This window comes from Hymenobacter arcticus (assembly GCF_054779975.1).
Genome location: NZ_BAAGXF010000003.1, coordinates 312515 through 326217, shown reverse-complemented (window position 1 = coordinate 326217; position 13703 = coordinate 312515). Strand labels below are relative to the sequence as shown.

The following is a 13703-nucleotide window of genomic DNA, read 5'->3' as shown; positions in this document are numbered from 1 at the left end:
GCAATGACAAACGTTTTTACGTAAGTTATTTTATTTCAGTAATATAACTACCAAAACAAAGCCCTTGTGGTTGGCTATTGGCCAACCACAAGGGCTTTGTTTTTACGAAGCGGTTAGCCGAAACTATGCCTGCTGTTTCACCAGCGACTTCAGCTTCTTGTAGGTTTGCTTCGACGTGGCAAACTGCTTTTTCACGGCCTCGCGGGCGTTGCCTTTGAGGGCTTTGCGGCGCAAGGCTTTTTTGTAAGCTTTGATGGCCCAACGCTCGCCGTAGACGTTGGCGGCCAGGATGGCTTTTTCGTCGCGGGCGGTTACTACGGCTTGGGCGTCCATTAGTTTGCGGTAGAGCTTGCCTTTGAGCGTGGTACCGGTTTCGGGCTTGGCGCCGTTGGCGGTCAGGTAGCCGTTGAGGTTGGTGGCAAACTGCTTGCTCTGGTCTACCAGCTGCTGGTAGTAGCTGCGCAGGTCACCGTCTTTGGTTTCGGCCACGGCGCGCTTGTAGCCTTCGATGCGGTCGTTTACAAACAGCAGCAGTTGGTCGAGGGCGGCGGTTTTGCGCTTGGCTTTACCTTTTTTCTTGGGGGCAATGAGGTAGGTCAGGCCGGCGGCGAGCAGGGCGCCACCCACCAGTTTCTGGGTAGTGGTGAGCTTATTGAACGCCTGGGCCGTTTTTTCGCCGGCGTCTTTTACGGGCGCGGGCACTTTGTCGAGCAGGTCTTTGCTTTTGGAGGCGGCCTCGTCGTACAGGTCTTTTACTTTATCGGAGGCATCGCCATACAGGCCTTTGGCTTTATCAGCCACGTCGCCGTACAGGTCCTTAGCCTTGTCGGCGGTGTCTTCGTAGAGGTGCTTGGCTTTATCGGTCGTACCGTTGAGCAGGTCTTTGGCCTTATCGGCCGCGTCGGAAACAGGTTCGGGCAAGTTCATCGCGTTGATATCAGAGTGAAAGAGAAACACCCGCTCTTACGGCAAAGCGTATCAATGTGTTAGGTTAATGTTAGGGATAAGCGCAAATTCACCCAATCTCTAGCTGGGGAATTAGTCTTCTGCTTAAAAATTGCAGTAGTCCGTGGTGCCGCTCATCTGGGCCCAGCGGGCCGACAAAAACTTGGCGTAGGCAATCGGTGTCAGCCCGTAAGCACCCAGCGAGTAGCCGTCGTTTACCTCCACCACCACGGTAGCCCCGGCGGCGGTACAACCCACATCGAGCGAAAAGGCGGCCGGCGCCTCGGGCGCGTAAGCGGCCAGAGCGGCCTCCACCACGGCGGGGTCGAAGTGGGCGCGCCAGTCGCCCTTGTAGGGGCGCGCGTCCAGGATGCGGCCGTAGCGCACAAAGCAGCGCCACTCGGCCACAAATTGCACGGGCTCGGCGCACCACACGGGCGTGTTCTGGTGCTGGTCGCCGCAGCCCACGAGGTCGGCCGGCCGGCGCACCAGCACACCCGTAAACTTCTTGGCGTCGTGCAGGGGCTTCACAAACACCGGCCAGCTTTCGGGCTGCGCCGCCACTTCATTGATAGTGCTTACCCACAGCCGCCGGCCCATAAAAGGCTGTAATACTGTTGGATAACCCAACTCCTCGGGCACGGCCAGGCCCAGCGACCGCAAGCCGGCGCGCACGGCCGCAATGTGGCCCACTATTACTTCGTCGGGCGCATGGTCGCGCACCGGCGCGGCATCGGTGTAGGGCACTATCTCCCAGCCCATTTGCTGGAAGCCATCGAGGGCCAGGTAGTTGTTCACGCTCTGGGGCCAGCCCTGGCGGTCGAAGTGGATGTGAGCGCGCATGGGGAATGGGGGTTGCGGCGGGCCGCTGGGCAACGGCGGCGGGCAAGGTAAGGCCATTTGGGGGCAGCAACGGGTAGCCAGCGACACGCATTAGGCCGGGCCGTAGTAACTAGCAGCTGCCTACCAGGGCACCTCTCTTTGTATATGGCTACGGAATTTTCGCTTTTAGAACGCACCATCCTTAGAGCCAAGGGCTTGACGGAAGAACAAGTATCGGCCCTCGGCGAAATGGGCGTGCGGGCCCGCACTGATTTTGAGCAGATTGGCACCGTGATGACGCTGCTAGAGCTGCTACCCGACCTCGACCCCGCCGTGGCCGCCCGCGTGCTGGAGTGGGCGCTGCCCGCCGCCGCACCCGTGCCCAACCCCACCGAGGTAGCCGCCGTGGTGGTGCCCAACATCTCGGTCGATGCCTCCGACGCGGTGTACTGCACCCACTGCAACCACAAGCAGCCCAAGGACTACACGCCCGGCGACCTGTGCGTGAACTGCGGCCGGCAGGCCGAGCCCATCGAGCAGTGCTTTTGGTGCGGTGCCAGCGGCCCCGGCAAGCGCTGCCGCAACTGCGGTGCCAAATTTGTGCGCACTGCCGAGCTGTCGCTGGCCCTGCTGCTACGCCGCGAAGGCCTGGCCAAAGACGAGATTCCGCGCCGCCTGGAAGAAGCCACCGATGAGGAGAAAGACGAGATGTGGGGCCGCGTGCGCCGGGCCCGGCTATAAGCAGTTACTCTTCTCGCTGAATCACTTAAAGAACCAATTAGAACGTCATGCCTATCTGGCGTCCGCTTGCCGAAGCATCTCTACCACGCCGATGGTAATTAGTAATCTCTGCGGCGCGGTAGAGATGCTTCGGCAAGCGGACGCCAGATAGGCATGACGTTCTTATTAGCGTATTATAATCCCGTAAAAACCTCCCGCCCCCATGCGCGCTATTTGCGAAACCTGCAACCAGGTGCAGCCGCCCGACTGGCAGCCCGGTAACCTCTGCACCAATTGCGGCACCGTGGTGCGGCGCGAAAAGCGCTGCCACTGGTGCGTGGCCCTCACGCCCGCGGGCAAGTTTTGCCGGCACTGCGGGGCTGGCCAGGTGCCCGACGACCAGTACGGGGCCGCCCGCTGGCTCAAGCACATGGGCACCGACCAATTCGTGCTTCCCGGGCGGCTGGCCGCCCTGGACCCCGAGCAGGTCGAGCACTTCACGCGCCTCTACCAGCGGCACGCCATCGTGGCCGAGCGCCACCTCGACGACATGGCTTACGCCGAAGATTTTGCCCGGCAGCGGGGCTGGGTGCGCGCGTGGGAGCAGGTGCTGCTGCCCCGCCTGCCCCTGCCCGACGCCGAGTTGGCCGCCTTTACCCTGCCGCCTTCGCGCAGCACTACGGCCATGGAGCGGCTGCTCGAAATTCGCCAAACCTCACCCTTTGCCGTCAGCCAGGTGCTGGCCGCGCTGGCCCGCCTGCGCCTATGGCAAATCCACGGCAGCGAGGCCGACTACAAGGAATTGGGCATTTGGCAGGATAGAGAACTAGCGGAGCGCCACTTACAGGACCCCGACCCGGCCATCTGCACGGAGGCCGCCCTCACGCTCAGCCACTGGCGCTTGGTGAGCGTGGGGGCTCCGCCCGCTTCGCAGCTGCTGGATGCGCTGCGCACCACCACCACGTTTCCGGTGGAAGTGGCTACCAGCCTGGCCCTCGCCGCCGCTCGCCAGCAGGGTAAAGGCCAGCCCGTGCCCGCGCTGGCCCTGGCTGCCGAAGACGACGACCTGGCCTTCGCCGCCGCTCTGGCCAACTACGCCCCCGACCCGCTGCTGGCCGCCCTGCGGGTGCCCCTGCGCCGCTACGTGGCGGCGCGCACGCTCACCCGCATGCAGTTCGATTTCAACCTGGCTGCGCTGCTGCCCGGCTTCGCGCGCCACGAGCTGGAAGAATTGCTTTACCTAGTCAGCATTCAGGAGCGGCCCCGACCCGACCTGCGCCAGTTTTTGCAGGAAGTGACGAACAAGCAACACGGCCTCGATGCTGGAAGCCGCGACCGGGCCCGCACCTTGCTGGCCCGCGACCTGCGCCCCGGCGACGCCGCGCGCCTAGTGAGCGAAAACCCCGACCTCTCCTTTCTGGAGAATTTTTTGAAAAACACGCCCCTACCCCCGCTGGAATTAGTAGCCATGTGCCGCGAGTTGGTAAATACCAATCAATTTACCAACAATATGTTGTCCGAAAATGTGGAAGCCCAGCTACCCTTCAGCTTTATACCTGAAGTGTGGCGCACGGCACCGGCTACTTCGCTGCAAGGCCTGCGTGCGCTGGCCACGCAGCAGCTGACTACCTACGCCGACGGCGAGGCCCTGGCGCTGGCCAACTTCCTGCGGGCCGTAGTGTGGGAGGAGGCCGTCGCCACCGAAGCCCGGGGCCTGGCTCATCGCGTGTTGTTCACCTGGTACCAGGGCTACCGCCACCCCAGCCAGGTGCGCCTGAGCTTCGCACCCGCCGCGGCGGCCGTCTACTTCGGCTCGTTTGAGGCTTTCGTTGAGCATTTTACCTACGGCCTGGAGCACTTGCCCACCCTAGTAGCGCTCGATGCCGACAGCGACGTATTGCGCCTTCTCGAAACCGCCGCCGAGCCCGCCGATGCCCCCGCCCTGCTGCAAGCCCTGGCGCTGCTGCCCCTGCCCCTAATGCTACGCCTGCGCCGGGCCCTGGTGGCCCTGGCCCGCGACTACGACCGCTGGTCGCTGCCCCGCCAGTGGGCCGTGCGCACGCTGGCACTGCTCCAGCAGCACGCCCCCTGGCGCGAAGACGTGCGCGCCGACCTGGCTGGCCTGCAAACCGCTACGGATAGCACGGTGGTATATATGGCTGAGCAGGCGCTGGCTGCTGGATAACGGCCAGTAGCCAGCGGCTATCACATTGCCTTAAAAGTTATAAGTATCCGTTGATGAACAGTTTATGTTATAAAATAACGTCATGCTGAGCTTGCCGAAGCATGACGTTATTTTATAGCAAACCAGTTAGTGACCAGCACTTATCTACTTAAAAATCAATTATTTTTGAATATAACTAGCTGCTACCCCACCGCCGACACCGGCACGGGGTGCAGGATAAGCCACACCAGCTCGCGCAAAATCTCGCCCTCGTCCATGCTGCCGCTCTCGATGCCCTTGCTCTGCGCATCGGCCCGCCGAATGAGGTGTATCAGGTCGATAGTGCGCGCCATGCTGAACTGGCGCTGAGCTAGTTGGTACTCCTTCTGGGCAAATTTATTGATGCCCATCTTCTGCATATCGGCGTCTGAGGGGTTGTTGCCGGCCTGGTGCAGCATCAGCAGCCGGGTGAAGAAGTTGAAGAGCAGCGTGAGGTTGGGAATCAGCGGGTTAGCCTTGGGGTTGGCGGCAAAGTGCGTGAGAATGCGGTTGGCCTTCAGCACGTCGCGCTGCACCAGCGCCCGCTGCAGCTCAAAAATATTGTACTCCTTGCTGATGCCCACCATGCGCTGCACCAGGTCTTCGTCGATGGCCTGGCCGGCTTTCACGTTGAGCAGCAGCTTGTTTACCTCGTTAGCCAGGCGGCTCAGGTCGGCCCCAATGTACTCGGCCAGCAACGCCGTGGCCCCGCCCGTAATTTGCTGCTTGCGGCTGCGCACGTAGCCGCCCAGCCACTGCGGCACCTGGCTGTCGTAGAGCTTTTTGCTGGTCATGAGCACCGTGGCGGGTGCGTCTTTGCCAGCCAGCAGCTTACCCAGCTTCTTGCGGCTGTCCAGGGTTTTGTGCTTGTAGCAGAACACCAGCACGGTACTGGCGAGCGGGTTTTTGAGGTAGGCTTCGAGAAAAGGCCAGGCTTTTTCGGTTTCCAGGTCGGCCACGGCCTGCGCTTCTTTCACAATAACCACCGTGTGGGCGCTCATCATCGGAAAGCGCTTGGCCTGGCCTAGGATGCTGGCCACGTCGGTGTCCTTGCCGTAGAGCACCGTCTGGTTGAAGCTGCGCTCGCTCTCGGGCAGCACCGCGCCTTCGAGCGCATCGGCCACGTTATCAATAAAATAGGGCTCGTCGCCCTGCAAAAAATACACCGGCTGAAACTGCCGCTGCTGCACTGCTTTGAGAATGGCGTCGGCGTCTTGTGTCAAGGGTGAATCGGTGAATGAGTGAATTGGTGAATGAATTACTACTCCACCTGCTACCCAACAAAGGTAAAACCGCCTAGTACCTTTGGGGTCCGGTTGATGCGAGCGCAAGCCGCATTCACTCCTTCACTCACTCGCTCATTCACCCCTTGGACTTACTTGAAGAATTGAAGTGGCGCGGCATGTACCACGATGCCATGCCCGGCACCGCCGAGCACCTGGCCAGCGCCGCGCCCGTATCGGGCTACATCGGCTTCGACCCCACGGCGGCCTCGCTGCACATCGGCAACCTGGCTACCATCATGCTGCTCGTGCACTTGCAGCGCGCTGGCCACCGCCCGGTGGCCCTGGTGGGCGGCGCCACCGGTATGATTGGCGACCCCAGCGGCAAATCGGCCGAGCGCAACCTGCTCGATGAAACCACGCTGCGCGCCAACCAGGCCGGCATTCGGGCGCAACTCGAAAAATTCCTCGAATTCAACGACTCGCCCACCGGCGCGGTACTCGTCAACAACTACGACTGGTTCAAGGAGTTTGGCTTTTTACAGTTTCTCCGCGAGGTTGGTAAAAGTCTTACTGTCAATTATATGATGAGTAAGGATTCTGTTCAGAAAAGAATCGGAATCAGTAGTACTGTTGCGCGTATTCGTGCCATGATTGATAGAGCTTCTTCCGATTTCATCAACGAAGCAATTAATCTCATCCAAGAAGGTAAGGTGACGGAAGCTGTAAAGGCTTTGGAAGTAACGCAAGCTTATCTAGTTCAAGGGCCTAAAGCCTTAGCATCGCCGGAGTTTGAACAGATGAGAGAGGAAATGAACAGTGTTTTTCAAAATTCTATCTGGTCAAGCTCCGAAGAAACAGAAGAAGGAGAAGGTCTTGGCCTCAGCTACACCGAGTTCAGCTACCAGCTGCTGCAAGGCTACGACTTCTTCCACCTCTACAAAAACCTGAACTGCACCCTGCAAATGGGCGCCAGCGACCAGTGGGGCAACATCACCACCGGCACCGAGCTCATTCGCCGCCTCGGCGGGCCCGATGATAAAGCGTATGCCCTTACCGGCCAGCTCATTACCAAGGCCGACGGCACCAAGTACGGCAAGTCTGAAACCGGCACTGTGTGGCTCGACCCCGCCCTGACCTCGCCCTACCAGTTCTACCAGTTCTTCCTGCGCGCCGAAGACGCCGACGCCCCGCGCCTCATCCGCGTATTCACCCTGCTCAGCCAGCCCGAAATCGAGGCTATCGAAGCCGAGCACGCCCAAAACCCCGGCCTTAAAACCCTGCAAAAGGCGCTCGCCAAGGACGTGACCATCCGGGTACACTCCGCAGCGGCCTACGAGGCGGCCGTAGCGGCCTCCGAGGTGCTTTTTGGTAAGGGCGACCTGGCCGCGCTTGACGAAGCCACCCTGCTCGACGTGTTTGCCGGCGTACCCCACTTGCGCGTGCCCCGCGCCGAGGCTGCCGACATGCCCCTGGCCGTGCTCCTCAGCGAAGCCACTGACAAAAAGATTCTGCCTTCGCGCGGCGAAGTACGCAAGTTGGTGCAAGCCAATGGCTTAAGCATCAATGGTCAGAAGGCTACTTCGCCCGACACGCCAGTGGCCGAGTTGCCGCTGTTGCTGGATAAGTACCTGGTTATCAAGAAGGGCAAGAAGGATTATTTCCTGGTTGAGCTGAGCTAGTAGATTTCCAGCCTTTAGTCGTTCAGGCGAGCGCCTCACCCCCTGACCCCCCTCTCCAAAAAGGAGAGGGGACACCAGTTTTGCGCAAATATTCATTTTCGTTAGGCTCCCCCTCTCCTTTTCGGAGAGGGGGCCGGCCCCAAAGGGGTCCCGTGAGGCGCCCCGTTGAACGACTACTTCTTAACTCATACCCCACGAAAAAGCCCGGCCATTGGCCGGGCTTTTTTGGCTTAGCAGCCGTCCGTAAAACCCGATTAATCCAAAAAGCTCGGATAAGTTCGGCAGTCAGACTACTTCTTTTTAGCAGCGGGAGCAGCCTTTTTGGCGGCGGCAGGAGCGGCTTTCTTAGCAGCAGCGGGGGCTGCTTTCTTAGCAGCGGGGGCCGGAGTCGCGCCCTCTTTCGTCGAGTTCTTCATGTTCTGAACCTCCAAACGGATGGCCTGGGCATGATTTTTCAAGTCCTGCATACCCTTGCGAACGCGCGTGCCAGCGGCCGCATTGTTCTTATCGTACGACTTCTCGAAGTCATCTTCCAGCGAGTTAATCAGGTCCTTGATTTGGTTGAAAGGATTTGCCATGAAAATGGGTTGGTAATGGGTGAGAGAGAGAACTGGTGCTTACGCGGCCCTAATATACAGGCGCTTTCTACGCAAGCAAGTTTTCCAGGTTTTTTTCAAAACCGCATTTCTGGCCTCGCAGGGCCATTTTTTTTTACGTCATGCGTTTTTGGTGAAGCCGCCAAGCTCACCCATATTGAAAATGTGCAAAAAACAAACGCGCCAGCCACCCCAAAGGGCAACTGGCGCGTGCTAGTTGGGCAGCTAGCTGCTAAGGCGTTACACCGTGGCAGCCTGCTTGCTATACAAGCCCTTGTCGAGCTTGCTGGCAATGATTTCGAAGGCCGTGATGGTGGCGTCTACGTCGGCCAGCGAGTGCACGGCCGTAGGAATGAGGCGCAGCATAATCACGCCCTTGGGCACCACCGGGTACACCACGATAGAGCAGAAAATGCCGTGATTCTCGCGCAAATCGAAGGTTAGGGCCGTGGCATCGGGGATTTGGCCGTTCAGGAACACCGGCGTAACCGGCGACTGGGTGGTGCCGATGTTGAAGCCTTTTTCGCGCAGGCCGCTTTGCAGGGCGCGCACGATAGTCCACAGGTTTTCGCGGTATTCGGGGTGGTTGCGAATCAGCTCCAGGCGCTTGAGCGCGCCCACTACCAGGGGCATGGGCAGCGACTTGGCGAAAATCTGGCTGCGCATGTTGTAGCGCAAATATTCAATAACGCCCTCCTGCCCCGCCACGAACGCGCCGATGCTGGCCATGCTCTTGGCGAAGGTGTAAAAAATCAGGTCTACGCCCTCGATGCAGCCCAAATGCTCGGCCGTGCCCGCGCCCGTGGGCCCCAGCGTGCCGAAGCCGTGCGCGTCGTCGACGAAGATGCGGAAGTTGAATTTCTCCTTCAGCTTCACGATTTCGGGCAGCTTGCCGAGGTTGCCCGACATACCAAACATGCCTTCGGTAATGACCAGGATGCCGCCGCCGGTTTCGTCAGTGAGGCGCTTGGCGCGCTCCAACTGCTTTTCGAGGCTCTCCATGTCGTTATGGTTGAACACGAAGCGCTTGCCCTGGTGCAGGCGCACGCCATCGATGATGCAGGCGTGCGACTCGGCATCGTACACAATGGCATCGTGGCGGCTCACCAGCGAATCGATAATGCTCACCACGCCCTGGTAGCCAAAATTGAGCAGCAGCGCGCTGGGCTTTTGCACGAACTCGGCCAGCTCGTTTTCGAGCTGCTCGTGCAGGTTGGAGTTGCCGCTCATGATGCGGGCCCCCATCGGGTAGGCCATGCCGTAGTCGCTGGCCCCGTCGATGTCGGCCTGCCGCACCTCGGGGTGGTTGGCCAGGCCCAGGTAATTATTTAAGCTCCAGGTAAGTACCTCTTTGCCGCGAAACATCATCCGGGGCTGAATCTGGCCTTCGAGCTTGGGGAACGTGAAGTAGCCGTGGGCGTAATGGGAGTGCGAACCCAGCGGGCCCCGATTGGCCGTAACGCGGTCGAAAATATCCACTGAAAAACTTGGGGGAATAAGGTAGGAGGGCAATAACGGCGGGCGCTGAGGCCCGCGTAGCAAAAACAGGTAAACCGCAAAGATAAGCCGATGCGGCCCTTGTACACAATTTGGGCATAGCGGCGGGCGGCCACCGGCTCCATATAGTACCAAGGTAGCGGTTTAAGGTTTTCTTTGTAGCTGTAAAACGGAGTGGCACTCCGTTTCCGCATGCTCTTATTTCTACTCCACTCGTTCGCCGGGAAACGGAGTACCACTCCGTTTTACTTGTTCCCCTCCCACCCCGCATGAAAAAAATAGCGAAGCTCCTAGTTGCCAACCGCGGCGAAATTGCCCTGCGCGTGCTGCGCTCAGCCAAGGAAATGGGCATTGCCACCGTGGCCATCTACTCGGAGGCCGACCGCCTCTCGCCCCACGTGCGCTACGCCGACGAGGCCGTGTGCGTGGGCCCGCCCGCCTCGAAGGATAGTTACCTGCGGGGCGATAAAATCATTGAACTCTGCCACGAACTGGGCGTCGATGCCATTCACCCCGGCTACGGCTTTTTGAGCGAGAATGCCGGCTTTGCCCGCGCCGTGCGCGAGGCGGGGCTCATTTTCGTGGGCCCCTCGCCCGAGGCCATGGAAATGATGGGCGACAAGCTCTCGGCCAAACAGGCGGTGAAGGCCTATGGCATTCCGCTGGTACCGGGCACCGATGAGGCCATTGCCGACGTGGAGGCGGCCAAAGTCATTGCCAAGGAAGTGGGCTTTCCCATTCTTATCAAGGCTTCGGCCGGCGGCGGCGGCAAGGGCATGCGCCTGGTGCACGCCGTGGAGGAGTTTGAGGAGCAGATGCAACTGGCCATTAACGAGGCCGTGTCGGCTTTTGGCGACGGGGCGGTGTTCATTGAGAAATTCGTGACCGGGCCGCGCCACATTGAAATACAAGTACTTGGTGATGAGCACGGTAACATTGTGCACCTGTTTGAGCGCGAGTGCTCTATCCAGCGCCGCCACCAGAAGGTGATTGAGGAAGCGCCGTCGTCGGTGCTTACGCCGGAGCTGCGCGCCGAAATGGGCCGCTGCGCCGTGGACGTGGCCCGCGCCTGCCAGTACGCGGGGGCCGGCACCGTAGAGTTTTTGCTTGACGACCAGCACCGCTTCTACTTCCTGGAAATGAACACGCGCTTGCAAGTGGAACACCCAGTAACTGAGCAGATTACGGGCCTCGACCTGGTGAAGGAGCAAATTCGCGTAGCCGAGGGCCACCCCCTGCCCTTCGGCCAGGACGACCTCACCATTACGGGCCACGCCCTGGAGCTGCGCGTGTACGCCGAAGACCCGCAGAACAACTTCCTGCCCGACATCGGCCGCCTTAGCACCTACGTGCGCCCCCAGGGCCCCGGCGTGCGCGTGGACGATGGCTTTGAGCAGGGCATGGACATCCCGATTTACTACGACCCCATGATTGCCAAGCTGGTAACCACCGGGGCCACCCGTGAGGAAGCCATCGAGCGGATGCTGCGCGCCATCGAGGAGTTTCAGATTACGGGCATCGAAACCACGCTGCCCTTCGGCACCTTCGTGCTCCGGCACCCGGCGTTCGTGAGCGGCAACTTCGACACCAATTTTGTGCGCGACCACTTCAGCGCCGCCGTGCTGGCTCCCACCACGCCCGACGAAGGCAGCGCGCAGGTAGCCGCCGCCCTGGTAGCCATGCTGCTGAGTGAGAAGAAACCGGCCACCGCCGTGGTAGCTGGGGAAACTGTTGGCGCAACGGGCTCAGCGTGGCGGCGCAACCGGCTGGGGGTAGGGTAACTAGCTTCAATCAGTATTTCACCTTATGCCGCTCAACCCAGCTTTTGCTTCTTTAAAAGAGGACTTTTTCTCGGATGACTCAAAAGTAGCGATAGCTGCTACCGACAAGTTTGGTGAGCTTGGCGGGCAGGAAGCGCTTGATTTTTTAATCTCTGTTTTAGAAAGCTCAGACGTCTGGCAGCGTAATAATGCGGCGCTAGCATTGCACGATATTGCTGATAATCAGGCGCTAGAGCCTTTATTTCAAGCCATTCAAAATCCATTAAATGTAAACCACAGAGGCACAATGGTTTATGCGCTGGAAACGTTAGACTGCTCGCAAAAGCTACCCGAACTATTTGACCTGCTGTTTTATGGGAACGCTGAAGTGAAGATGGGCGCATCAACTGTGTTAGATGAGCAAATTTTTGAATTCTCAACGGATGACCTGCACATCATTCAAAGCAAGTGGGACGATTTGCAGCAACATCCCAAAAAATGCCCTGACTTTGAAGCCAGCAAAGAGAAAATTCAGCACTTTGTGGAGGGATTTGTCAGCTATTTATCATCCTAATTGCATACCAGCTGCTACCCCATGAAAACGCAAGACCTTAATCCAAAGGCTGATGAGCTTAGCCAAAAACCGACCGGCAAATTTGTTCCGAAGCGGCATTCTTAGCGGAGAAAAACCGTCGGTTTCAGGAGGTATTCGGTAAGGTTGATTGGGAGAAAGCAAAAAAAGAAGGGCTTATTTCCTAAACGACTGGTAATGCGGGTGTAACTAGCAAAGCCTAGCCAGCGTGTGACTCGCGCTGGCTAGGCTTTGCTGTTCCTCTTCTCTCCCACCCACCGCCACCCCATGACGCTCCTCATTATTCTGCTGGCAGTGCTGGCGCTTATCGCCCTCATTAGCTGGGGAAAAGTGAACGCGTTTCTGGCGTTTTTGCTGGTGACCATTCCGGCGGGGCTGGCGCTGGGGCTAGCACCGGCGCGGGTGATGGCGGCCGTGCAGCAGGGCCTCGGCGATACGCTGGGCTCGGTGGCGCTGGTGGTGGTGCTGGGGGCCATGCTGGGCAAGCTGGTGGCCGACAGCGGGGCCGCCCAGCAGATTGCGGCCACGCTCATCAACGCCTTCGGTACCAAGCACATCCAGTGGACGCTGATGGTGACGGGCTTCATCGTGGGCATTCCGCTATTTTACAACGTGGGGTTTTTGCTGATGCTGCCGCTGATATTTTCGGTGGTGTACCAGTACCGGCTGCCGGCCGTGTACGTGGGCCTGCCGATGCTGGCGGCGCTGTCGGTGCTGCACGGCTTTTTGCCGCCGCACCCCTCGCCCACGGCGCTGGTGGTGCAGTTTCACGCCGACATGGGCCGCACATTTTTGTACGGGCTGCTGGTGGCGGTGCCGGCCATCATCATTGCCGGGCCGCTATATACGCGCACGCTCAAGGGCATTGTGTCGCAGCCGCTGGCCACGTTCGTGGCCGAGCCGGTGCCGGCTGGCGCGCTGCCGGGGCGGCTCAATAGCTTTTTGTCGTCGCTGCTGCCGGTGCTGGTGCTGGGCGTGGTGCTGGGGCTGCGGGCGGTGCTGCCAGCTAGCGGGCCGCTGGCCCCGGCCCTCAGCTTTTTGGCCGACCCCGGCGTGGTGATGCTGCTGTCGCTGGTGGTGGCCACGTTCAGCCTAGGTACCAGCCTGGGCAAGAGCCGGGCGGTAATTATGGAGGCCTACGCCGCCGCCGTGCGCGACGTGGCCCCCATCCTGCTCATCATTGGTGGGGCGGGCGCGCTCAAGGAAGTGCTGGTGGCCAGCGGAGCCAGCAGCCAGATTGCGGCCGGCCTGAGCCATACCGGGCTGCCGCCGCTGGTGCTTGGCTGGCTTATTGCGGGCATTATTCGGGTGTGCCTGGGCTCGGCTACGGTGGCGGGCCTCACGGCGGCGGGCATTATGCTGCCCACCATGGCCCACTCGCCCGCCGACCCTAACCTGATGGTGTTGGCCATTGGGGCGGGCAGCCTGCTGTTTTCGCACTTCAACGACGGCGGCTTTTGGCTGTTTAAAGAGTATTTTAACCTGTCTATTAAGGACACGCTGCGCTCGTGGTCAGCCATGGAAACCATTGTGTCGGTAGTGGGCCTGCTGGGCGTGCTCCTGCTCGACTGGGTGCTACCGCTGCTGGGGTAGCCAGGGCTAGAATCAGGCTGGGCTAACTATTCCAGAAAATGGAATAAACTTTTACTTTCTAGAATTTGCC

General features: G+C 59.8%; 10 protein-coding genes and 1 pseudogene. 6 read left to right on the top strand and 5 right to left on the bottom strand.

Features of this window, described 5'->3' with window-relative positions; translation table 11 throughout:
* Positions 1–123 precede the first annotated feature (123 nt).
* Positions 124–927 (bottom strand): PA2169 family four-helix-bundle protein, encoded by an 804-nt coding sequence (locus tag ACYVGC_RS07800; RefSeq protein WP_460583245.1) that lies wholly within the window; start codon positions 925–927, stop codon positions 124–126.
* Positions 928–1050: 123 nt separating this feature from the next.
* Positions 1051–1788, bottom strand: coding sequence for an ATP-grasp domain-containing protein (locus ACYVGC_RS07795; protein ID WP_460583244.1), 738 nt, complete (start codon positions 1786–1788; stop codon positions 1051–1053).
* A gap of 144 nt (positions 1789–1932) precedes the next feature.
* Between ACYVGC_RS07795 and ACYVGC_RS07790 the strand changes: the two genes are divergently transcribed.
* Both ACYVGC_RS07790 and ACYVGC_RS07785 read left to right on the top strand, forming a co-directional pair.
* Positions 1933–2508 (top strand): hypothetical protein, encoded by a 576-nt coding sequence (locus ACYVGC_RS07790; protein ID WP_460583243.1) that lies wholly within the window; start codon positions 1933–1935, stop codon positions 2506–2508.
* Between the two features lie 202 nt (positions 2509–2710).
* Positions 2711–4672 (top strand): zinc ribbon domain-containing protein, encoded by a 1962-nt coding sequence (locus ACYVGC_RS07785; protein ID WP_460583242.1) that lies wholly within the window; start codon positions 2711–2713, stop codon positions 4670–4672.
* A 182-nt stretch (positions 4673–4854) separates the two neighbouring features.
* Here ACYVGC_RS07785 and holA read toward each other — a convergent pair whose 3' ends face one another.
* On the bottom strand, positions 4855–5913 hold the full coding sequence (gene holA, locus ACYVGC_RS07780; RefSeq protein WP_460583241.1) for a DNA polymerase III subunit delta: 1059 nt from the start codon (positions 5911–5913) through the stop codon (positions 4855–4857).
* Positions 5914–6059: 146 nt separating this feature from the next.
* Here holA and tyrS point away from each other — a divergent pair, with 146 nt between their 5' ends.
* Positions 6060–7595 (top strand): tyrosine--tRNA ligase, encoded by a 1536-nt coding sequence (tyrS, locus tag ACYVGC_RS07775; RefSeq protein ID WP_460583240.1) that lies wholly within the window; start codon positions 6060–6062, stop codon positions 7593–7595.
* A 401-nt stretch (positions 7596–7996) separates the two neighbouring features.
* Here the strand turns inward: tyrS and ACYVGC_RS07770 are convergent.
* Both ACYVGC_RS07770 and ACYVGC_RS07765 read right to left on the bottom strand, forming a co-directional pair.
* Positions 7997–8173: pseudogene (locus ACYVGC_RS07770) on the bottom strand (histone H1); the annotation flags it as partial.
* Positions 8174–8431: 258 nt separating this feature from the next.
* Entirely contained in the window at positions 8432–9670 is a 1239-nt protein-coding gene (locus ACYVGC_RS07765; protein WP_460583239.1) for an aminotransferase class I/II-fold pyridoxal phosphate-dependent enzyme, read from the bottom strand.
* Between the two features lie 287 nt (positions 9671–9957).
* Here ACYVGC_RS07765 and accC point away from each other — a divergent pair, with 287 nt between their 5' ends.
* The 3 genes from accC to ACYVGC_RS07750 all read left to right on the top strand — a co-directional run bounded on the left by accC (position 9958) and on the right by ACYVGC_RS07750 (position 13633).
* Positions 9958–11469 carry an acetyl-CoA carboxylase biotin carboxylase subunit gene (gene accC, locus ACYVGC_RS07760; protein WP_460583238.1) on the top strand — a complete coding sequence of 504 codons (1512 nt, stop codon included), beginning with the start codon at positions 9958–9960 and terminating at the stop codon, positions 11467–11469.
* Positions 11470–11494: 25 nt separating this feature from the next.
* Entirely contained in the window at positions 11495–12022 is a 528-nt protein-coding gene (locus ACYVGC_RS07755) for a HEAT repeat domain-containing protein (RefSeq protein ID WP_460583237.1), read from the top strand.
* A 249-nt stretch (positions 12023–12271) separates the two neighbouring features.
* On the top strand, positions 12272–13633 hold the full coding sequence (locus tag ACYVGC_RS07750; protein WP_460583236.1) for a transporter permease: 1362 nt from the start codon (positions 12272–12274) through the stop codon (positions 13631–13633).
* Positions 13634–13703 lie beyond the last annotated feature (70 nt).